The organism is Intrasporangium mesophilum (assembly GCF_054783095.1).
The window spans coordinates 253,667-274,400 of record NZ_BAAGRF010000015.1 but is presented as its reverse complement, the minus strand read 5'-3'; the positions used below and the strand labels follow the sequence as shown (position 1 = coordinate 274,400).

At 71.5% G+C, this 20,734-nt stretch carries 24 protein-coding genes; 14 read left to right on the top strand and 10 right to left on the bottom strand.

From position 1 onward, the window contains the following. Window positions 1-75: 75 nt before the first annotated feature. Window positions 76-693: a hypothetical protein gene (locus ACYVLP_RS15025; RefSeq protein ID WP_460628140.1), complete on the top strand. Its 618-nt coding sequence runs from the start codon at window positions 76-78 to the stop codon at window positions 691-693. Continuing rightward, the gene (locus tag ACYVLP_RS15020) at window positions 690-893 is read left to right on the top strand and encodes a DUF6186 family protein (protein ID WP_460628139.1); all 204 of its coding nucleotides are present in this window, start codon (window positions 690-692) and stop codon (window positions 891-893) included. Before ACYVLP_RS15025 ends, ACYVLP_RS15020 begins: the two co-directional genes overlap by 4 nt. A 3-nt stretch (window positions 894-896) precedes the next feature. Here ACYVLP_RS15020 and ACYVLP_RS15015 read toward each other — a convergent pair whose 3' ends face one another. The 5 genes from ACYVLP_RS15015 to ACYVLP_RS14995 form a co-directional block, all read right to left on the bottom strand. Continuing rightward, window positions 897-1,973, bottom strand: coding sequence for a DNA polymerase IV (locus ACYVLP_RS15015; RefSeq protein WP_460628138.1), 1,077 nt, complete (start codon window positions 1,971-1,973; stop codon window positions 897-899). Window positions 1,974-2,025: 52 nt separating this feature from the next. After that, window positions 2,026-2,631: a hypothetical protein gene (locus ACYVLP_RS15010; protein ID WP_460628137.1), complete on the bottom strand. Its 606-nt coding sequence runs from the start codon at window positions 2,629-2,631 to the stop codon at window positions 2,026-2,028. A 493-nt stretch (window positions 2,632-3,124) separates the two neighbouring features. Further along, on the bottom strand, window positions 3,125-3,502 hold the full coding sequence (locus tag ACYVLP_RS15005) for a hypothetical protein (protein ID WP_460628136.1): 378 nt from the start codon (window positions 3,500-3,502) through the stop codon (window positions 3,125-3,127). Window positions 3,503-3,543: 41 nt separating this feature from the next. Then, window positions 3,544-5,673: a penicillin acylase family protein gene (locus ACYVLP_RS15000; RefSeq protein ID WP_460628135.1), complete on the bottom strand. Its 2,130-nt coding sequence runs from the start codon at window positions 5,671-5,673 to the stop codon at window positions 3,544-3,546. A 3-nt stretch (window positions 5,674-5,676) separates the two neighbouring features. Next, entirely contained in the window at window positions 5,677-6,126 is a 450-nt protein-coding gene (locus tag ACYVLP_RS14995; RefSeq protein ID WP_460628134.1) for a hypothetical protein, read from the bottom strand. A gap of 153 nt (window positions 6,127-6,279) precedes the next feature. On the opposite strand from ACYVLP_RS14995, the gene ACYVLP_RS14990 reads away from it, so the two are divergent. The 5 genes from ACYVLP_RS14990 (at window position 6,280) to ACYVLP_RS14970 (ending at window position 10,142) form a co-directional block, all read left to right on the top strand. Continuing rightward, complete coding sequence (locus ACYVLP_RS14990) at window positions 6,280-6,675, top strand: DUF2237 family protein (RefSeq protein WP_460628133.1); 396 nt, start codon at window positions 6,280-6,282, stop codon at window positions 6,673-6,675. Between the two features lie 175 nt (window positions 6,676-6,850). After that, complete coding sequence (locus tag ACYVLP_RS14985) at window positions 6,851-7,801, top strand: NADP-dependent oxidoreductase (protein WP_460628132.1); 951 nt, start codon at window positions 6,851-6,853, stop codon at window positions 7,799-7,801. A 240-nt stretch (window positions 7,802-8,041) separates the two neighbouring features. Next, on the top strand, window positions 8,042-8,566 hold the full coding sequence (locus ACYVLP_RS14980) for a hypothetical protein (protein ID WP_460628131.1): 525 nt from the start codon (window positions 8,042-8,044) through the stop codon (window positions 8,564-8,566). Continuing rightward, entirely contained in the window at window positions 8,563-9,402 is an 840-nt protein-coding gene (locus ACYVLP_RS14975; RefSeq protein WP_460628130.1) for a pentapeptide repeat-containing protein, read from the top strand. Before ACYVLP_RS14980 ends, ACYVLP_RS14975 begins: the two co-directional genes overlap by 4 nt. Window positions 9,403-9,521: 119 nt before the next feature. Then, window positions 9,522-10,142, top strand: a complete 621-nt coding sequence (locus ACYVLP_RS14970) for a hypothetical protein (RefSeq protein WP_460628129.1) — start codon at window positions 9,522-9,524, stop codon at window positions 10,140-10,142. Between the two features lie 153 nt (window positions 10,143-10,295). Here the strand turns inward: ACYVLP_RS14970 and ACYVLP_RS14965 are convergent, their stop codons facing one another. From ACYVLP_RS14965 to ACYVLP_RS14955, 3 genes are read right to left on the bottom strand one after another with little or no spacing between them, the layout of a single operon-like run. Then, window positions 10,296-10,928, bottom strand: coding sequence for a cation diffusion facilitator family transporter (locus tag ACYVLP_RS14965; RefSeq protein ID WP_460628128.1), 633 nt, complete (start codon window positions 10,926-10,928; stop codon window positions 10,296-10,298). Further along, window positions 10,925-11,833 (bottom strand): cation diffusion facilitator family transporter, encoded by a 909-nt coding sequence (locus ACYVLP_RS14960; protein WP_460628127.1) that lies wholly within the window; start codon window positions 11,831-11,833, stop codon window positions 10,925-10,927. Before ACYVLP_RS14960 ends, ACYVLP_RS14965 begins: the two co-directional genes overlap by 4 nt. Next, window positions 11,830-12,228, bottom strand: a complete 399-nt coding sequence (locus ACYVLP_RS14955; protein ID WP_460628126.1) for an ArsR/SmtB family transcription factor — start codon at window positions 12,226-12,228, stop codon at window positions 11,830-11,832. Before ACYVLP_RS14955 ends, ACYVLP_RS14960 begins: the two co-directional genes overlap by 4 nt. Before the next feature lie 88 nt (window positions 12,229-12,316). Here ACYVLP_RS14955 and ACYVLP_RS14950 point away from each other — a divergent pair, with 88 nt between their 5' ends. From ACYVLP_RS14950 to ACYVLP_RS14940, 3 genes are all read left to right on the top strand, one after another. After that, complete coding sequence (locus tag ACYVLP_RS14950; RefSeq protein ID WP_460628125.1) at window positions 12,317-13,285, top strand: DUF389 domain-containing protein; 969 nt, start codon at window positions 12,317-12,319, stop codon at window positions 13,283-13,285. Between the two features lie 162 nt (window positions 13,286-13,447). Further along, window positions 13,448-14,086, top strand: coding sequence for an MFS transporter (locus ACYVLP_RS14945; protein ID WP_460628124.1), 639 nt, complete (start codon window positions 13,448-13,450; stop codon window positions 14,084-14,086). Then, entirely contained in the window at window positions 14,087-14,632 is a 546-nt protein-coding gene (locus ACYVLP_RS14940) for an MFS transporter (protein WP_460628123.1), read from the top strand. Here ACYVLP_RS14940 and pdxR read toward each other — a convergent pair. Beyond that, window positions 14,610-16,118 carry a MocR-like pyridoxine biosynthesis transcription factor PdxR gene (gene pdxR / locus ACYVLP_RS14935; protein ID WP_460628122.1) on the bottom strand — a complete coding sequence of 503 codons (1,509 nt, stop codon included), beginning with the start codon at window positions 16,116-16,118 and terminating at the stop codon, window positions 14,610-14,612. The two genes, ACYVLP_RS14940 and pdxR, sit on opposite strands and share 23 nt — an antisense overlap. Before the next feature lie 81 nt (window positions 16,119-16,199). Between pdxR and ACYVLP_RS14930 the strand changes: the two genes are divergently transcribed. Next, complete coding sequence (locus ACYVLP_RS14930; protein ID WP_460628121.1) at window positions 16,200-17,504, top strand: amino acid permease; 1,305 nt, start codon at window positions 16,200-16,202, stop codon at window positions 17,502-17,504. Window positions 17,505-17,524: 20 nt separating this feature from the next. Here ACYVLP_RS14930 and ACYVLP_RS14925 read toward each other — a convergent pair whose 3' ends face one another. Further along, a complete protein-coding gene (locus ACYVLP_RS14925; protein ID WP_460628120.1) occupies window positions 17,525-18,097 on the bottom strand; it encodes a GNAT family N-acetyltransferase in 573 nt (190 codons plus the stop codon). Between the two features lie 333 nt (window positions 18,098-18,430). Between ACYVLP_RS14925 and ACYVLP_RS14920 the strand changes: the two genes are divergently transcribed. The 3 genes from ACYVLP_RS14920 to ACYVLP_RS14910 all read left to right on the top strand — a co-directional run bounded on the left by ACYVLP_RS14920 (window position 18,431) and on the right by ACYVLP_RS14910 (window position 20,714). Further along, a complete protein-coding gene (locus ACYVLP_RS14920) occupies window positions 18,431-18,850 on the top strand; it encodes a helix-turn-helix domain-containing protein (RefSeq protein WP_460628119.1) in 420 nt (139 codons plus the stop codon). A gap of 127 nt (window positions 18,851-18,977) precedes the next feature. Next, entirely contained in the window at window positions 18,978-19,379 is a 402-nt protein-coding gene (locus ACYVLP_RS14915) for a YciI family protein (RefSeq protein WP_452270976.1), read from the top strand. Next, window positions 19,380-20,714 (top strand): DUF6596 domain-containing protein, encoded by a 1,335-nt coding sequence (locus ACYVLP_RS14910; RefSeq protein ID WP_460628118.1) that lies wholly within the window; start codon window positions 19,380-19,382, stop codon window positions 20,712-20,714. Window positions 20,715-20,734: the final 20 nt, after the last annotated feature.

Genomic DNA, 20,734 nt, shown 5'->3' with positions numbered 1-20,734 from the left:
TTTCCGTGGAAACCCCGGGTATGCCGCTGGGCCGTGTTCCCCCGGGGAGGATCCCTCTCGCGCGATGATGGGGGCATGGATCCGGCCGTGCGGCTCGCTCGCACGCTTGTCCGCGAGCCGGCAGTTCCGGTGCTGGCGCTGGCAGGCATCGTGCAGGTGGTCCGGGCCTACCCCGTCGACATCATGCTGTTCGTCGGCAGTCTCGTCCTCGCAGTCGTGCTGAGGCTGCGACCCGGGGGCGACCGCCTCATCGACACCACGCCGACGCCCGCGACGCGGGGAGTGATCCTGGCCGCCTCAGGGGTCGCGGCCGCATACGGCCTGGGTGTCTCCTTCGTGCCGCAGACGACCTGGTGGCTGGACGCGTGCCTCGCCGTCCCGGGCGTCGTGGCGGTGGGCGTGCTCGTCGGCGCGGGCCGCAGGCCGCGGAGCCCGGTCGCCCCGCCGGAACCGGCGACGCCCCGGCGCTGGTGGGCGTGGCCGGCGCTCGGGGTCAGCGTGGCTCTCGTCGAGCTGTTCTCCTTCATGGAGCAGCCGGACGCGCGCACCGACAGCATCGACCATCCGACCCTGTCCACCGTGGTCGAGCCCGCCCTGTCGAGCCAGGCGCTGCGCTGCCTCGCGCTCGGGCTGTGGCTTCTCATCGGCTGGTGGCTCGTGCGTCGCATCCGCGCGTGGGACGAGCGCTCGTGACGGCGCGCCTCGCGACGCTCGGGATCTACGTCGGCCTACTGCTCGCGACCGTGGTGATGGTGGTCGTCTCCCGAGTGCGGCCGGCCGCGCTGCCGCGGCTGGGTCAGGTGGTGACGTGGGCCATGCGTCGACGGACCACGCAGGTCGGCCTGCTGCTGGCCTGGTGGTGGTTGGGCTGGCACTTCGTGACGCTCCGGTGACGCTCAGAGCCGCCCGCGGATCGGCGTGCGCTCGACCGGATCGCCCTCCTCGGGCATGACCATCTCGGCCCGCACGCCGAGAAGGCGGACCTCGCGGTCTTGGTCGAGCTTGCGGGCAAGGAACAGAGCCGCCTCGACCACATCGGCCCGATCGGACGTGGGCGCCTTGAGCTTCTTGCCCTTGGTCTGGGTGAAGAACGGTGCGTAGCGGACCTTGAGCGTGACCCGGAAGACCGGTCGGCCCTCACGCACAGTGTCGTCGAACACCTGCGAGGCGAGCACCCGCACGGCATCCTCGACCTCGGCCGGTGTCGTGAGGTTCTGCTGGTAGGTCGTCTCGCGGCTGTGGCCGCGGGCGATCCACGGCGTGTCGTCGACGACCGCGGATCCGATGCCGCGACCGAGCTGGTGGTACCAGACACCCATCCGGGGGCCGAACTCCCCAACCAGGACGGCCTCATCGGCGGCGGCGAGCTGTCGGACGGTCTTGATGTCGTGGTCGGCAAGGCGCTTGCTCACCTTCGACCCCACGCCCCAGAGCTCGATCGTCTGCCGGTCGCCCATGACCTCGAACCAGTTGTCCCGTGTCAGCCGGAACATGCCTCGCGGCTTGCCGAAGCCCGTAGCGATCTTGGCGCGCACCTTGTTGTCGCCGATGCCGACCGAGCAGTGCAGCTCGGTCGCCTCGAGCACCGCCGACTGGGCCCGGCGCGCGAATCCCTCGGGGTCGTCGGTCTCTACACCGAGGAACGCCTCGTCCCAGCCGAGCACCTCGACGACGACCCCCAGCCCGCGCAGCGTGTCCATCACCCGCTCGGACGCCTCGGTGTAGGCGGGCGCGTCGACCGGAAGGATCACGGCGTCGGGCACCTTGCGAGCCGCGAGCCGCAAAGCCATGCCCGAGCCGACCCCGAACTTGCGCGCCTCATAGCTCGCCGTGGACACGACGGCCCGTTCTGTCGGGTCGCCTCGCCCGCCGACGATGACGGGCCGGCCGGCCAGCTCGGGACGTCGCAGGACCTCGACCGCCGCGATGAACTGGTCGAGGTCGACGTGGAGCACCCAGCGCCCTGCGCTCATGCAGCCATTGTGCCGGTGAGGTCCGACGCCACAGCGGACTCGCCTGGCGCGGTTACATCTCGCGCTCGTCCGTGAGCTGACGTACACGCGGCTGGTCTCCGGTGCCCACGAGGACTCCCGCGAGCAGAAGCACGGCGCCGAGCACGGCCGCCCACCGGCTTCCGGGCGTGGCCAGCAGGAACGCCCACAGCTGCGGTCTCGCACGGTCCCCGAACATCAGGCTGACCGAGGCATACGCCACCACGACGAACGACACCGTGGACGCGCTCAGCAGCCGACGGCATACGAGCGCAAGGCCGAGGGCCCCGACGAGGTTGCGCGCAGAGGCGAACAGAAGAGCGTCCTCCCGGGTCACCGCGACGGCCACGTATGCCGCGACCGCCAGGGAGGTGCCCACGGCGAGCAGGCTGACGTCGAGGACTCGGAGCCGCCGCGGCGAGGTGAGCTCGACCGTGGGGTGCGAGCTGGAGATGCTGGCCTGAAGCAGTACCGCGACCGGGACGGGCATGGTCAGAGCGGTGGGCAGAGCGATCCCGCTCCCCTTCACGAGCTCGGGCAGCGGCGTGAACCGGTCTGCGAGCAGGATGGTTGCCACGACAAGCAGGGCGGCGGCCGACCAGATGCCGGGGAGTGCGCGTGACCGCAGGAGCCAGCTCATCGGGCGCCCGGCGCGAAACCAGGCCGGCAGCCGCAGAATGGTCGCCGACCTCCTCCTACCTGCCGCCAAACACCCCTCGGTCGAGTGGGCGCCCCGTCCCAGCAGCCTCGCGATCCGAGGGGGCGTGACCCGAGTGACCAGAGTGACGGGGCGCTCACTCGACCAGGAGATACGGGGCGGGTCCGGCGGCGGTGGCCCATGTCCTAGGTCGAGTGGGCGCCCCGTCCCACCAGCCTCGCGATCCGAGGCGGCGTGACCCGAGTGACCAGAGTGACGGGGCGCTCACTCGACCCGGAGATACGGAGGCGGGTCCGGCGGCGGTCGCCCATGTCCTAGGTCGAGTGGGCGCCCCGTCCCAGCAGCCTCGCGATCCGAGGCGGCGTGACCCGAGTGACCAGAGTGACGGGGCGCTCACTCGACCAGGAGATACGGAGGCGGGTCCGGCGGCGGTGGCCCATGTCCTAGGTCGAGTGAGCGCTCCGTCCCAAACCCGTCAGGGGTGCCGGTGGCCGCGGCGGAAGGTGTAGGCGTCGTCACCCTCGTCGACCAGCTCCAGGTCGACGTCGTCCTGCACAGTCTCGGTGGACCGGCTCGCCGGGTCGTACGCCGACCAGTCGGGGATGCGCGCCCCGCGGTCGATCCTCGGCCGGCGGCGGGCCGCCTCGTCCTGCTCGCTTGCCGCGACCATGATGCCGCGGTAGAGCATCAGCGCCGCGAGGATCGTCGCAGCCCACGCGCCCACGGTGATCGCCATGCCGGTGTGGGCGCCACCGATGTCCGTGCGCAGCACATGCAGACCTGCGGCTGCGATCCCAACCACCGCGCCGCCGACAAACCAGATGATCGTGACGCGCGTCACCGAACTGCCCACGGGGTCACTGTGTCACACGGGAAGAGACGCCGCGCACCGCGTCACGTGACCGGGTAGAGGCGGCCCGCGAGCCACGCTGGTGTCTGGTCCGCGAAGTGCGGGTCACGGGCGTCACCACTGGCCCCGAACGGGACGACCCATCGGCTGGCGTCGCGGTCGGCAAGGTCCCAGACGTACCGTGCGACCGGCCCGCCGTAGCAGCGCTCGGTGACCCCGGGGGCGCTCGCCGCTGCGAGCACGCAGCCCTTGTCCCCTGGGACGGCGTCCTGTGCCACGCTCGGTGCACCGCCGATGCCGTCGAGCGAGTGCAAGGGGTCGAGCCAGTGACGGTCTCCCCACACCGTGACCGAGTCACCTTGTGCCGCAACGCGTTCGAGCGCCTCGCGCACACCTGCAGGGACGTCGATGCCGATGCTCCCGGCGCCACGCGCGAGCGAGTGCCACCCGGTGCCGAGCTGGCCGACGACGTTGGTCCAGGGCGAGAAGATCCGGGAGTGTCCTTGTGGCTCATGCAGACCGGCGAGCTGCGGCTGCTCCGCGAACCACCGGACGAAGGCCGTGCGCCAGGCGGCGAACACTGCGGCTCCCCTGCTGCGGGTGTCGCTGTGCAGGTCCCACGCGAGCAGCTCGTCACGAACCGCGGCAGCCGGACCGGTGACGTCGGCGGCGGTCACGAGCTCGCGCATCAGGGCTGCCTGTCCGTTCAGTGTGTCGACGTGGATCGCCCTGCAGTCGTCGACCGTGAGCCTCTCGCCGCCGTCGATCAGCTCGCGGATCCGGTTGGCGCGGAACGGAGTTGCATACTCGACTCCGAGGCCGCCGCCGCTCGCCCTGTCGTTGGCGCTGACCATGACGTCGGTCACCGCAGTGACCGGACCGGGTGTGTACCCGCGCCACACGTGGCGCGGGTCCCAGGCTGGCAGGGGCAGCACCTTGCCGACATCGTCGCGGTCGGGGACCTTGCCGACGACCAGGTGTCGCATCGCACCCGAGGTGTCGGCCACGAGCGCGCTGTTGACCGGCTCGACCCAGTGCGCCAGGGCAGCCTGGACGTCGTCGACCGAGCGGGCGCGCAGGAGCGGCAGCAGCGCCGAGAAGCCGAGGTCGTGCTCGGCCTGCGTCGGGGTGCGGAGGCTGTATGCCGGCGGGCGGCCCGGCGCGTCCGGCACACCTTGGACGCCCGGCACACCGTGGGTCCCGGCCGCCTCCGCGCGGGCCAGCTCTCCCTCGAGGCCGGCGATGATCGGCCCTCTGGACGTGACGACGACGGGCACCGACACGTCCCCCTCGCCTCGCACCCGGACCAGCTCCACATCGTGGTCGACGGGCTCCCAGCCCTCGAGCCCGCGCGCCCGCAGCCCAGGGGCATCCGCACCAATCAGGCGCAGGCTCTCCAGAGTGAGGTCCTGGTAGTCGGCCATCGCGTTCGTGATGCCCCAGGCCACCTCTCCGGCGTGAGCGAAGTGCTGGACGCCCGGCACGCCCGGGAACGTGAAACCCACCACGTCGAACTCCGGACACGCGAGGCCCACCTGCTGATAGCAGCCCGGCAGCTCGATGGTGCGGTGCGGGTCGCCGGCGATCAGGGGCAGGCCACTCGCGGTCCGGTGCCCCCCGATCACCCAGGCGTTGCTGCCGGACTGGTCGACCCCCTCCGCGTGGATCAGCGGGAGCAGGTGCTCGCCGACACGTGCCGCGACGTGCGCATTGAAGAGCTTCGACGGGAAGGTGCCGAAGAGCAGGTGGATCCCCCAGAAGATCCCGAGCGGAGTCCACGGCTCCCACGGGCGGGGCTGTGCGGCATACGAGCTCAGCCCGAGCAGCTCGACCTCGGGCGCGCCCGCCAAGCCCTCCGGCATACCGTCGTTGACGCCGTCGACGTACGCCGCGAGCCACTCCTTCGTCTCGACGTCGAGGCGCTCGTAGCAGCGCCGCACGGTCGGCTCGAGCCTCACCTGGCGGGCGAAACGGTCCCAGTCGAGGCCGTCGACACCGACGTACTCAGCCGTGCGTCCCTCCATCCGCCACCGGTGGTGCTCGATCTGCCACGCCCGGTCGAGCGCGGTCACCCGGCCCTGGAGGCGGGCCAGCTCCATGACGTCACCAGCGCGCAGATGGGGGATGCCCACCGCGTCGCGCACCACCGAGGGTGCCTGCTGCGGGTCGCTCACTCGTCAGTCGGCCTTCCGCGAGAACCGGGCCTCGATCTCACGGAAGAACGCGTTGGACAGCCGGCCGTACTGCTGGAGCGTCAGGGTGATCGGGTCGCCGACCTTCAGGCCGAGCACCGTGCGGGTCGGGTCGAGCGGGAGCTGGGGGTCGGCGACGACCGTGCCGCCGTTCTCCATGAGCGAGCGCGCGTAGACGCGCACCTCGTTGAGTGCGTTGCCGTCCTTGCCCTCGACCCCACGGAGACGGTGCACGAAGTACCCCTCGAGCACGAGCAGCATGTTGTTGAAGTACTCGTACTCGAGCGACTCCAAGGCACCCTCGAGGATGGAGACGTCGGCGTCACCGTGGTCGCGCGCAGCCTGTGCGACCTCGTGGAACATCGCGACCTGGGTCTCCACGCGCGACCGGCAGGCATCGATGTAGTCCTGTTCGTACTCCCTCATCCCCAGCATGGGGTCAGCCTAACGAGAGCGCCTGCGCCCGGGGGCGGGCCACGCACCATCGCCGCGACCCGTCTGCAGACACCGGGGTCGGCGCCGAGACGGGGCAGGTCCGGGACCCCTCGCGCCACCCGCCCGTCAGGGCGCCCGGCTAACGTGTCACCCATGGTTCGTGGGGAACGCAACGTGCTCGGAGGCGCCCTCGAACCCTGTGGGACCGACCCCATGACCGGCTTCTACCGCGACAGCTTCTGCACGACCGGCCCTGAGGACCGCGGCAGCCACACGATCTGCGTCATCGCGACGCCCGAGTTCCTCGCGCACCAGCGCAGTGTCGGCAACGACCTCGTCACCCCGCGACCGGAGTGGCGCTTTCCCGGCCTCGAGCCGGGCGACCGGTGGTGCGTCGTCGCGAGCCGATGGCTCGAGGCGCAGCAGGCCGGAGCCGCCGCGCCGGTGTTCCTCGCCGCGACCCACGAGAGAGCGCTCGAGGTCGTGCCGCTGCAACTGCTCCGGTCGTATGCCGCCGACATCCCTGACGACCCCAGCTCACTTCTGTAGCGCCTGCGACACAAACGCCGTCGGCTTCGCTTTTGGGACGTCCCGGACTTATCGGAAACGGCGAACGGCCTTGTGCCGCAACGCGTAGCGTCAAATACGGCTCAGTCGGGGGGCGCCTGGGGACGACCCCTGGCCGGGGCTTCATCGTGGGCACCGCCGACCTCAGGAGTCACTCATGCGCGCTCTCGTCCTCAACGAGTTCAACACCACCCCGACGGTCCAGGAGATCGAGGTCCCCGAGCCCGGTGAGGGCGAGGTCCGGGTCCGGATCCAGGCCGCCGCGCTCAACGGTTTCGACGTGGCCGTGATCGCGGGCTACATGACCGGCTACTTCGAGCACCGGTTCCCGCTGGTGCTCGGCAAGGACTTCGCCGGAACCGTCGACGCCGTGGGGCCCGGCGTGACCGAGTTCGCGGAGGGCGACCGGGTCTTCGGCGTCGTGACGAAGCAGTACCTCGGCGACGGGTCCTTCGCCGACTACGTGACCGTGCCGACGTCGGTGGGGATCGCCGGGCTGCCCGACACCGTCGACTTTCTCCACGGCGCGGCGCTCGGGCTCGCGGGAGCCGCCGCACTCGCGTGCCTCGAGGCGGCCGACCCGGGGCCCGGCCGCACCATCCTCGTGACCGGTGCGACCGGCGGCGTGGGCAACCAGGTCGTGCAGCTCGCCGCGCGGGCAGGTGCCCACGTCATCGCCACCGGCTGCAGCGACGCGGAGTGCCGCCTGGTCGAGGGGCTGGGCGCCACCGAGGTCGTCGACTACGGCCAGGACGTGCCGGCCGCGGTGCTCGCCAAGCACCCCGACGGGGTCGACGTCGTCGTGCACCTCGCCGGCGACCCCGGGGCGCTCGTTCAGGTTCTTCGCGACGGGGGCACGCTCGTGTCGACGATGGTCTTCTCGACCGAGGGGTTCCCGAAGGAGCCGGACGTCTTCGTGCCGATCGCGGCCAACCCGACACCCGAGGTGCTAGGACGCCTGGCCGAGCACGAGGCGAGCCGCATGTCGGTCGTGACGATCCAGCAGGCCTACTCCCTCACCGACACCGCGTCGGCCTTCGGCGACTTCACCGCCGGCACGCTGGGCAAGCTCGTCGTCGACCTCGGTCGAGAGGCCTCCGCAGACTGACTCGCGGACTGACTCGCAGGCTGACTCGCAGGCTGACTCGCAGGCTGACTCGCAGCCAGGCACCTCACACCATCGCGCGGCGGATCAGCCTGCTCTCGTCGTCGCGTCGCCGGTCGCGTCGCCGGTCACATCGCTGGTCATGTCGCCGTTCGTGATGCCATCACGACCAGGCAGGCGACCTGACCGGCGACGCGCGGGTGGGCCGTGGCGCCCGCGACCGGCGCCGACGAGACTGGCGCCATGACCTCCGACGAGACGGCCCCGGTTCGGGACCTCGAAGGCCCGCCGTCCGCAGACCCACACCTGCTCGCCGCCGGCACCGCTCCGACCCCGTTCACGGCCGCCCAGATCAGGTCCGGCTGTCCTGAAGGCAGGACGATCACCCTGCTCGTCGAGCCCGCGGTCGGGCCCTCGTGGCGGCGGGTCAACCGGTTCGTCGACACGGACGAGAGGGGCGCAACCCTGCAGCGGTGGCGGCTGGGCGCCGACGGGAACCCCGAGGGAGGAACGGACTCGTCCCGGCTGACCTGGCTCCAGCTCCAGGAGCACGCATCATATCCGGCCGACTCCGTCACCATCGCCCCGGACACGGTGGACCTCCCGATGGGCACCTTCGAGGCCCTGCGGTACACCGTCGAGGACGGTGACGGCGTCACCACCTTGTGGTTCGCACCGGCGTTTCCCGGGATGCCGGTCCGCTATGAGTCACGCGCAGACGGTGGCGGCGTCGACCGCACGACGATGATCGGCAACGATCAGCCGTGACCGACGCCCCGCACGCCATCCCCGCGCTGGAGGCAGACTGCGCGCGCTGCTTCGGCCTGTGCTGCGTCGCGCTGCCCTTCGCACGGTCGGCCGACTTCCCCGTCGACAAGGCCGGAGGCGACCCCTGCCACAACCTACTGGATGACTTCCGCTGCCGCATCCACGACAGCCTCGAGGCGGAGGGCTGGAGGGGCTGCATCACCTACGACTGCCTCGGCGCCGGCCAGCAGGTGTCGCAGGTGACCTTCGGCGGCGTCTCGTGGCGGGACGTGCCCGCATCGGCCACGCAGATGTATGCCGTCCTGCCCGTCATGCGCGCCGTGCACGAGAGCCTGCGGTTCGTCCTCGAGGCGCTCTCGCTCGAGCCCGGCCGGAACACCGCGAGTCGCCTGTCCGAAGTCCGTGACCAGCTCGCCGAGCTCACCGCCGCGGCTGCAGACGACCTCGTCGGGCTCGACGTCCAGGCGCTGCGAGCCCGGGTGGGTCCCCTGCTCGTGGCGGCAAGCGCATCGGCACGCGAGCGCGCGCGCCGGCGACACGGCATACGGGGCTTGGACCGCGCTGGCCGGGCCGCTGCGGCCACCCTGGCCGGCACCGACCTGGCTGGGGCCGACCTGGCCGGCGCCGACCTCGCGGGAGCACGCCTGCCGGGACGTGACCTGAGGACGGCCGACCTGCGCAGCGCCCTGCTCATCGCCGCGGACCTGCGTGCGTCCGACCTCCGGTGGGCCGACCTGCTCGGCGCCGATCTGCGCGACGCGGACCTGCGGGGCGCCCGGCTGGAAGGGGCGATCTTCCTGACGCCGGCCCAGCTGGCGAGCGCACGGACGGTCTGAGGCGACTGTCAGGAAGGGTGGCTACGGTCGTTTGGGGCATTTCCTTTCCACGGACGGTGGCGAGACCGCACAATCAAGCCGTCCACGTCGTCCTGCCTCGAAGTCGATCGGAGCCGATCGTGCGCACGGTGCCAGCCATCGCGACCGTCATCGCGGCCGCCCTGGTCCTCGCCGCCTGCTCCACCCCCAACCCAGAGGTCGAGCTCAGCCAGGCCGCTGCCGGCACGACGCCCCCGACGGCGACGGTCACGGTCACCGAGGAGCACACGCACACGGTCACAGCGACGGCGACCGTCGTCACGACCGCCACGGTGGTGGCGACGCCGACCGTGACCGTCACAGCTCTCCCCCGCCCGGCCATCACGACGTCTCCGGTCTTCAACCACGCGGCCGCGCTCGTCGACTACAACAATCTCGTCGCCGACATCCGGCGGCTGGACGCGATGTCACTGTCCGGCAACCCGGCGGCGGTGGAGTTCGACGTGCTCGCCAAGCACTTCGGCTCGCTGGGGGCGAACGGCGCACCGCCCGGACTCGACCCGCCGAGCTACTACGCCCGCCTCAAGTCGCTCGAGCTGTTCGCCGACGCCGCGTCCGAGGAGTCCGACGCGAGCTCGCCTCAGGCCGCCAGCCGCTACGCGGTGATCAGGCAGGAGACCGGCGTGTTCCTGTCGCTCGTCAACGGCGCGCTGCGGACCACGTTCGTGCTGCCGCCCCATCCCGTCGCCACGTCGCCGTAGCCCGCAACACACCGAGCAGTCGCAAAACGTCGGCGGTTATTTCCGGCCGGAGCTTACGACTGCTCGGTGTGTTGCCACGCGTGGTGGGCCGGCGTGGTGGGCCGGCTTGGTGGGCCGGCCGGCACGAGGTATGCCGTGGGGCGAGTGTGCGGGTCAGCAGCAGGCGTCCCCGCGCCAGTTCTCCCGGCCCTCTCGCACGGCGACCGCGGCGATGGCGAGCGCGGCGACCGGGTCGAGCCACCACCAGCCGACCAGGGTGTTGGCCAGCAGCCCGACGAGCAGCACCGCCGACAGGTAGGTGCACAGCAGCGTCTGGGTGCTGTCGGCGACGACCGCGCCCGACCCGAGCTCGCGCCCGGTGCGACGTTGCGCGAGCGAGAGCACAGGCATGACCACCAGCGAGAGCGCGGCGAGCACGATTCCCACGAGGGAGGAGCCGGGCACGTCGCCGCCGACCAGAGCGCGGACCGCCTCGAAGCCGATCCACGCGGCGAGAGCGAAGAACGATGCGGCGATGAGCCGGCGCGCGAGCCGTTCCCGCTCCTCCGGCATGGGATGCCCGAACTGCCACAGGATCACCAGGCCGCTCGCCACCTCGACGGCCGAGTCGAGGCCGAAACCGACGAGTGCGGTCGAGTCGGCGACTCGACCCGACGTGATCGCGACGAGCGCCTCACCAACGTTGTAGACCACGGAGGCGCCGGCGAGCAGGCGGGCGCGGCGGATCAGGGTGCTCCGTCGTGATGGCGTCAGGAGCGAGAACACCGGCAGCTCCGGCCCGGTCACCAGTCGGCTCCCTGGCACTGAGCGCTGCCGGCGACCTCGACCTGGAGCGTCGCATGGGCGATGTGGAACCGATCGCGGAGCATGGCGCTCGCCGCACCCAGGACCGCCGCGCCCGAGGCCGACTCGTCGGTCACGAGGTGTGCGGTAGCCACGTCCATGCCGGACGTGAGCGTCCAGACATGCAGGTCGTGCACCTGCTTGACGCCCTCGACCTGGCACAGGGCAACAAGCATCTCGGTCGGCTCGATGCCGGCCGGTGCGTGCTGCCCGAGTACCGCGACCACCTCGCGGCCCAGCATGACCGCCCGCACGGCGACGAAGACGGCGATCGCGAGGGCGATGCCGGTGTCCCACGCGGCGTTGCCGGTCGAGCCCACGAGCAGGGCGGCGACGATGACGCCGATCGACCCGACGGTGTCGGCCACGACCTCGAGGTAGGCGCCCTTGACGTTGAGGCTCTCACGCGCGCCCCCTCGCAGCAGGAACAGTGCGACGACGTTGACGAGCAGGCCCAGGATGCCGACGACGAGCATGGTCCCCGAGGCGACGTCGGGGGACGAGCCGACGCGACCCAGAGCCTCGATGACGATGTAGACCGCCACGCCGAGCATGAGGAGCACGGCAAGGCCCGAGGCGAACACCTCCGCGCGATAGGACCCGAACGTGCGCCGGCCGGTGGTGTCGGCGCGGGTCGCGATGCGCGTGGCGACGAGCGCAGCGCCGAGGGTGACCACGTCGGCCGCCATGTGCCCGGCGTCGGAGATGAGCGCCAAAGACCCGCTGGCCAGGCCGGTCATCAGCTCGACGACGAAGAACACGGCAATGAGCGCGAAGGCGACCGCAAGACGCCATCGGTGTCGGCCGCCGGCATGCTCGGCGACGCCCGAGTGGGAGTGTCCACTCACCGGACCACCTCGATGCCCGAGGTGCGCTCGTCGTGCGCGATGTGCTCACGCGTGACGTCGAGCAGCAGCCGCACGTGCGCGTCGGACAGGCGGTAGTAGACGTTGCGCCCCTCGCGACGCCCGGTGACGACGCCGGACGCGCGCAGCATCCGGAGCGACTGCGAGACGGTCGTCTCGGTGGTGCCGGTCGCGGCGGCCAGGTCGCAGACGCACAGCTCGCCGACCTCGAGCAAGGCATAGAGCAAGCGCGCTCGGGTGGGGTCCCCCAGGAGCTTGAAGACGCTCGTGACGCGTGCGAGCTCCTCGGGGTCGGGCGAGCTCGACGTCGCGAGGGCCACCTTGTCAGGGTGGACGGTCTGGACTGCGCACCCGTCCAGGTCGGTCACGGAAGCCATGTCCACATCATGTCATCTGAACATGTGTTCAGATGACACGCCGACTGCCTCCCCGCTTCCGGACCGTGCGGCGCGGGACACTGACGCCATGCTCAGACTCACCGTGACCACTCCGTCCGAGCTCACCGGTGAGGTCACCGACATCCTGTCCGGCACCGAGGCGGTGAGCACCCTCTCGGTCCTGCGCGGGGTGGCCCTGCGTCCCGAGGGCGACGTCGTCATCGCCAACGTGGCGCGCGAAGGGGCCAACGTCGTCATCGACGAGCTCCGCCGGATCGGGATCCACCAGAAGGGCACCATCGAGGTGGCTCCCGTGCCGACCTGGCTGTCCCGCAAGGGTTTCGAGGCCGACGCGGTGACCCCGGGCAGCAGCGCCGACGCCGTCGTGTGGCCCCAGATGGGGCAACGCTCGTACGAGGACAGCGAGCTCAACTGGATGTTCGTGAGCTTCATGTGTCTCGCGACCACGATCGCCTCGATCGCGATCATCGTCGACTCGCAGATCCTCGTCATCGGAGCGATGGTGCTCGGACCGGAGTTCGGCGCGGTCGCGGCCCTGGGCGTCGCCCTCGTCCGGCGGCGCCCACTGCTGTTCGGGCTCGCCGCGCGGGCGCTCGTCCTCGGCTTCGCCATCGCAATCCTCGTGACCTCCCTGCTGGCCCTCATCGCGAAAGCCACCGGCCTGGTCACCCTCGCCGACGTCAGCGGACCGCGCCCGGGCACCGACTTCATCTACTCGCCTGACACGTGGTCCTTCATCGTCGCGCTTCTCGCGGGCGCCGCCGGCGTCCTGTCCATCACGTCCGAGCGGGTCGGCGGGCTCAGCGGGGTGTTCATCTCGGTCACGACGATCCCGGCCGCCGGCAACGTCGCCCTCGGGCTGGCCTTCGCAGACTGGGCTGAGGTCCGGGGCAGCAGCCTGCAGCTCGTCATCAACCTCAGCGGGATGGCGCTTGCCGGATGGTTCACTCTCGCGGTCCAGCAGGCAGTCTGGTCGCGGGTGCCCGCGCCGCGGCCCCGCCTGATCCGGCGGCGTGGCTTCGACTCGGGGTCCTGACCTCGTCCCCGTCCTCGCCCTCGTCCTCCTCCTCGCACGCGAACGCGGCGTTCGGCGCGTGGCGGGCTGGGAGCGTGCGGCACCTCTGCCTCGTCCACCGCACCCTGTGAACCTGCCGCCGCGGCTTGACGCGGACGCGCCTGGGCGTCATCGTGGCCACCCGTGACGCTCCAGACCGAGAGCCGCGCACTGCTGCGCGCCAGGCTCGCCGCCGGCTCTGCCTTCTTCGTGCAAGGCCTGCTCTTCATCTCGCTGACGACCCGGCTGCCCCGGATCAAGGAAACCTGGTCGCTCGACGACCTGGCGGTGAGCGGCCTGCTGCTCATGGTCGTGCTCCTCGCCGGCGTCGGGTCGGTCCTTGCCGAGGTGGTGGCCACCCGCTCCTCGAGCGCCATGGTCGTGCGCGTCGGCCTGTGCCTTGCGACCGCCGGCTTCGCGGTCCTGCTGGTCGCGCCCTCGTTCGGGGTGTTCGTCGCCGGCCTCGCGGTATACGGTCTGGCCCTCGGCCTCGTCGATGCGTCCTCGAACATGCAGGCGGTGACGGTCGAGCACCTCTACCGGCGGCCGATCCTGCCGTCGTTCCATGCCTTCTGGACCGCGGGCGGGATCCTGGGCACCCTGATCACGCTCGCGACCGCGCACGTCGAGCTCGGGGCGAAGCTGTTGCCGTTGCTCGTCTTTCCCGTCGCCGCACTCTTCGCGCCGTTCGCGCGCAAGGACCGGCTCGCGGCGCCGCCTGCAAGCTTCGACGTGCCGTGGCGCCGGATCATGCTGCTCGGCATCGCGATGGTCCTCTTCTAGATGGTCGACACAGCCGCGACGACCTGGGGGCCGGTCTACCTCGACGGCACCCTCGACGCGCCATCGAGCCTTGCGGCACTCGCCACGCTGCCCTATCTCGTCGCGACCTTGTTCGCCCGTGCCATCGGCGACCGGCTCGTCGACCGACACGGCGCCGTCTGGCTGCTCCGGCTCAGCGGCGTCGTCGCATCGGCCGCGCTGGCCGTCATCGTCTTCGCCCCGGGGTGGGTCGTGGCCGTCGTCGGCTTCACGGTGCTCGGCGGGGCCGTCGCGACGATCGCGCCGCTCAGCTTCTCGGCGGCGGGGGCCATCGCGGGCGGTGAGGACTTCGAGACGGGTCAGGACAAGGTCGACTCGGTCATCGCACGGTTCAACCAGTTCAACTACGTCGGGGCCCTGCTCGGTGCGGTGCTGACCGGTGCGGTCGGCTCGGACAACCTGCGGCTCGGTTTCGCCGTGCCGATGGTGCTCATCCTCGGGATCATCCCGCTGGCCGCGCAGTTCTCGATCATCCGGCGCAGCGTCAACGCGACACCGCCTGCCTGAGCGCGTCTCCCACGATCTCGAGCGCGGGGCCGATCCGCTCGGCCTCGATGCCACCGACCCCGAACACCAGTCCGTGGCGTGCCGGCCGCTCGAGGTGCCGGATCGACAGGGGGTCGAGGAACACCCCTGCCGCCAGCGCGGCGTCGGCGACCCGGACGTCGTCGACCTCCGGGTCGCGCAGGAGAGTGCAGATGTGCAGCCCGGCGGCGGATGGGATGACCTCGACGTGGTCCGAAAGCCGGTCCGACAGACCTTGGAGCAGTGCCTCGCGCCGGCTGCGGTAGACCTTCGTCGCCCGCTTCACATGTGCGGCGTGATGCCCCTCGGCGAGGAATGCCGCGAGCGCGCCCTGGGTGACCACATCGCCGTCCCAGACGGTGACCCGCTTCGCCTCCCGAAGGGCCGGGGTCAGGCTTGCGGGGGCGATGGCGTAGCCGACCCGCAGGGCCGGGATCAGGGACTTGGAGAACGACCCGACGTACACCACCCGGCCGTCCCGGTCGAGGCTCTGCAGCGGCTCGAGGGGCCGGTCGGCGAATCGGAACTCGCTGTCGTAGTCATCCTCCACGATGACCGCGCCATGACGAACTGCCCACTCCAGCAATGCGATTCGCCTCGCTCTCGACATTGCCACACCGGTCGGGTGCTGGTGGGAGGGCGTGACATAGACGAGGCGGGTGATCGCCGGGATCGCTTCGACCACGATGCCCTCGGCATCGACCGGGACGCCACGCACGCGGGCGCGGTGCGTCTCGAAGAGCCGGGCGGCGGCTGTGTATCCCGGGTCCTCGACCGCGACGACATCGCCGGGTTCGACCAGCACTCGCGCGATGAGGTCGAGCGCCTGCTGCGCGCCCGCGGTGGTCACGACGTCGGCAGGTGCCGCAACGACGGATCGGGACAGTCCGGCATACCTGGCGATCTCGGCCTCCAAGGCCGAGGGGCCCAGGTCTTCGTAGGTCCCCGTCGAGATCCGCCCGCGTCGCAGAGCCCCCGACACGAGCCGCCGCCAGGTCGCGAGCGGGAACAGCGAGTCGTCAGGCACGCCGACCGAGAAGTCGTATGCCGCGTCGCCGGGGGAGCGCGACGGTGCGGGGAGCTCTCGCCACAGGGTGGTGGGCGTCACGACGCCCGGCCGGGCGCGGCGGCCTCTGGCCTCGTCGGGACGTCTGTCGTCGGGACGTCTGGTCTCGTCGCGCCGCCTCGCGTCGTCGCGCCTCCTCAGCTCGTCGCGCACCGGCGCGACGCACCCGGTGCACACGAACGTCCCGGCACCCGGTCGGCTCACGAGCAGGTCCTCGGCGAGGAGGCGGTCGTAGGCCGCCGTGACCGTCCCCCGGGCGACGCTGAGCCGGCCGGCGAGCTCGCGTGAGGCTGGAAGACGGTCGCCTCCGGCCAGCCGGCCGTCGAGGATCGCCGTCCGCAGCTGTCCGTAGATCTGGGCCGTGAGGTCTCCGGACCCCGTGAGGGTGACGTGGAGGTCCATTGGCTCAGCCTAGATTGGACCAAACATCCTGGCAAGAACTGGCTCTTCTGACCAGTCCAATGCACTGACAGGCTGGCGTCCATGGGAACGACCGCGCGAGCCGCGCTCCAGGCGCCTGCGCCGACCACCACCGGGGGTTCGCTGACCATTGCGCAGGGGACGGCGCTGTCCGTCGGCGCGGTGCTCGGGACGGGCGTCATCACGCTGCCTGCCCTGGCGGCCGAGGTCGCTGGACCGGCATCGCTCGTCGCCTGGGCTCTGCTCGTGCTGCTCTCGATCCCGCTCGCGAGCACCTTCGCGGCCCTGGGCTCCCGCTACCCCGACGGTGGCGGGGTCTCGACATATGTTCGGCGAGCCTTCGGCGACCGTGCGGCCGGTGCGGTCGGCTGGTGCTTCTACTTCGCGGTGCCCGTCGGCGCGCCGCCGGCGTCGATGATGGCCGGCGGGTACGTCGCTGACGTCGTCGGCGGCGGCAAGGCGACCACCGTCGCGGTCGGTGGTGCGCTCATCGTCGGCACCGGGCTGATGAACGCGGCGGGTCTGCGTCTCTCCGGGCGCGTCCAGCTTGCGCTCGCCACCGTCCTGGCCCTGCTCATGACGGCCACGATGGCGTTCGCACTCCCGCACGGCTCGAGCGCGTCGCTCACGCCGTTCGCACCCCACGGGTGGGCCGCCGTGGGCACCGCCGCGGCCGTGCTCGTCTGGGGATTCGCCGGCTGGGAAGCGGTCGCGTCGTTGGCCGGTGACTACCGCAACCCGCGTCGAGACGTGCCGCGAGCCACGGCCATCGCCGTTGCCGTGGTCGGGACGCTCTACCTGGGCCTCGCCACGACGAGCATCCTGGTCCTCGGCCCGGCCGCGGGGCGAAGCCAGGCGCCCCTGTCGGACCTCATGGCCATCGCCCTCGGCGAGCAGGCCCGGGTCGTCACGGCGGTCGTCGCCGTGCTGCTGACGATGGGGGCCATGAACGCCTACTACGCGGGCGGCTCTCGCCTCGGTGCCGCGCTCGCCCGGGACGGCGCGCTGCCGGTCTGGCTCGCCAAGGGCAGCGGGGTCGGCCAGGTGCCTCGCCGCAGCATCGCCCTCATCACTGTCTCGTCGTCGCTGTCGCTGGTTGCGGCCGCGACGCTCGACCTCGGGATGACGCCGCTCATGCTCCTCGCGACGGGCTGCTTCACGCTGGTGTACGTCCTCGGCACCGCGGCGGCGGTGCGGCTCCTGCCACGCGGCGGTCGCGCCTGGTGGGTGGCCGTCGTGGCATTCACCTCGGTCACGGCCCTTCTCGTCGTCAACGGCGTGCACGCCCTCTGGGCGGTCGGCCTCGTCGCCCTGTCGCTCGTGTACCGGTCGGTCGCGGCCCGCCGACACACGCGACGTCGTGCGTGACGGCGCGTCGAGGTGGGTCCTCAGGCCTCGTCGTGTCGCCTGGCCCACTGCTCCGCAGTGGCGCGGAACACCCGCGACTCGCCCTCGTACCACCGCTCCATGACGCCGAGGTCCTCCAGCCCGAGTCGCCGGCATACGGCCTGGGACGCCACGTTCGTCGTATGGGTGTTCGCGAAGACCTCGGGCAGGCCACCGGCGAAGCCGTGCTCGATGACGGCTGCCGCGGACTCGGTCGCGTACCCGTGCCCCCACGAGTCAGGGTGCAGATGCCAGCCGACCTCGACCTCGCCGTGATCGTCGTTGGGCAGGGTCAGCAGCAGGACCGACCCCGCCACCTGCCCTGTCTCCTTCACCTCGACAGCCCAGAAGCCGAGCGGCGGCGTCTCGCTGCGCACGACGTACCGGTCGATTCTCTCGTGCGCCTCGTCGAGGCCCTCCATGACGACCGGGTCGCCGTCGCCGAGCCACTTGACGACCTCGATCCGGCTCAGGATGTCGAGCAGACGAGGCGCCTCGCGGTGCGTCCACGGCCGGACGACCAGTCGGGGCGTCTCGAGGGACAGGGGTGCCACCGCGGCGGGACGTTCGAGCATGGCGCAACCGTGGCACGGGTTCCTGTTGCGGTCCACCGAGATTCACCGGGTCGGCGGCGCGCCACGTGTCAATGTCCTGCGCCCTGGGCGTTGCTCCACCCCACGGACCAACGCCCCACCCATCGGTCAGTCAGCCACCGCAGCAGGGCGCCCGCCGTGAACCATGTGCGTTGCTCCACCCCGAGGACCAACGCAGATGGGAGCAGGTAGGGGACCTGTCCCCCCAGCCTGCCCCCCGACCCGCTGTCCACACCCCCAGGAGTCGGCGGCGCGCCTTCCACAGCCACGGACGGCGTGGCGGCGGGCGTCGCACAGTCCACCGAGACTGCGTCCATGAGAGACGCGTTCGGAGCCGGGCCAGACGCCTTCGCCAACGCCGTGCGCCACATTCGCAAGGCGCACGGACTCAGCCAGCGAGAGCTCGCCTCCCGCCTCGGCATCCCCCGCAGCGGTCTCGCACGGATCGAGACGAGCGTGCTCCGCCTCCCCGTAGAGTCCGCGGTGAGCCTCTTCCGCGTCATGGGGTTCGATGTCGGGCTGCAGCACGTCTTTCCCTGTCCACCCCGCGACGCGCGCCCTCCGGGCTGCTCGGACTGGTTCAACGACGGTGCGGTCGGCAACGTGGACCTCGCCGGTCGGGCCTTCCCGGCGCACGGGCACCTCCAGATCGGTCAACTCCCGACCTGGTGGGGGGCCCGCTACGGCTGGGGCTCCAATGCGCGAAACAACACCTGGTGGTCGCACTACCCGTAGCGCGCGACCGCCTGCCGGCCGAGGACCGGCCAGATTGGTCCAAACAGGATGTCGATTCCGCGGCGACGAGTTCGTCAGGAGAATGTGACGAGAGCCGTCACAGCACTGACCTGAGAAGGAAACAGCCATGACCGACAGCTACGTCTACATCATCCACGAGGCCGACTGGAACTCCGACCAGTGGCTTCCCGGCGCTCCGGTGCCCGAGGGCGCTGCCGAGCAGGACCCCGACATGGGCTTCCCGGCGCACAAGGCGTTCCAGGCGGCCGTCGCCGAGCTCGGCGCTCGCATCACGGGCGGTCAGGCACTGCAGAACACCCGTCACGGCGGCACCGTCAAGCCCGGCGACGGCGACCGCAAGCTCGAGGACGCGGTCTACACCGACGGGCCGTTCACCGACACCGCAGAGGTCATCACCGGCTTCTACATGGTCGAGACCGACGACGAGGACACCGCTCGGCGCATCGCCGCGCTGGTGCCCTCGGGAGGCCACGTCGAGTGGCGCAAGGTCTTCCCGACGGGCGCGTGAGTGCCCGGGCCCGGTGAGTTCGGGGAGGCGTGGCCGCGCATCGTGCGCAGCCTCGCCTCCTTCACCGGCAGCCTCGACGACGCGGAGGAGTATGCCGCGGAGGCCGTCGCCCGGGCCGCCGATCTGGAGCGGTCGGGTGAGCGGATCGAGTCGTATGCCGCCTGGTGCACCTCGGTGGCCAAGCGGGCCTGGCTCGACGACCTTCGTCGCCGCAAGGTCGAGGCGCGCCTCGCCCCCGACATCGCCCGGCCCGAGGTCGACCCGACGGCCGATCGCGTCACCGAGCACCTCACGGACGGCACCGCCATGGACGCCGAAGATCTCGCCCGCGAGGGTCTGGACGACCGGCTCGCGCTGCTCTTCGTCGCCTGCGACGAGGCGCTGTCCGCGACGTCGCGGATGGTGCTCGCCCTCCGCGTGGTCTGCGGTCTGACGATCCCCGAGATCGCTGGGCACCTCGGAGTCCAGGACTCGGCTGCCGCGGCCCGGCTCACGAGAGCCAAACGTGCCCTGGTCGACGCACGCGGAGCGTTCCACGTGCCCGACGCAGCCGAGCGCGAGCGGCGGCTCCCAGTGGTGATCGCTTGTGTCGCAGGCATGTTCACCGTCGCGCATCGCACCGTTCTCGATCCAGCCGACGCCCTCGCGGACACCGGTCGCCAGGCCCTGTCCATTGCCGACGCGCTCGTCGCGGCGTACCCCGACGACACCGAGGCACGCGGCCTGCGTGCCGTCATCCGGCTCGGCCTCGCACGGCGGCCCGGGCGCGTCGACGACACGGGCACTGGCCTCGCGCTCGACGAGGTGGACCGGCGCCGGTGGGACCGGGCGCTGCTTCTGGCCGGTCTGGACGACGCCACCTTCGCGGCTGCCGGAGACGGGCGGTTCGCGATCGAGGCTGCCATCTCCGGCCTCCACTCGAGCGCTCCGACGTTCGCGGCGACGGACTGGCCGAGGATCGTCCAGCTCTACGAGGGCCTCGAGCAGCGCTGGCCGTCGCCGTCCGTGCGGGTGGCGCGCCTCGCGGCCATCGCCCACGCGACCCTGGCCCGCCTTGGCTCGCGGGGCCGAGCCGACGCCGAAGGCTATGCCGCCGGCCATGCTTCCGCGTCCACGTCGGGCGAGGAGACCCTGGAGCTCGTGGAGCGGGAGCTGCGGACCCTGGAAGCCGGATCACCGGCATACGCGAGCCGGGACGCGGGCCTCGCGCTCGCCGACATCGAGTGGCGCACCGGCCGGCGCGAGCAGGCCGCGACGCGCTACCGAGATCTCGCCGCGATCATGCCGGCCGAGCCGCTGCGGCTCTTCTGCCTGCGCCGTGCCGGCTCGGCGTGACCCGACGGGCTCGCCGAACC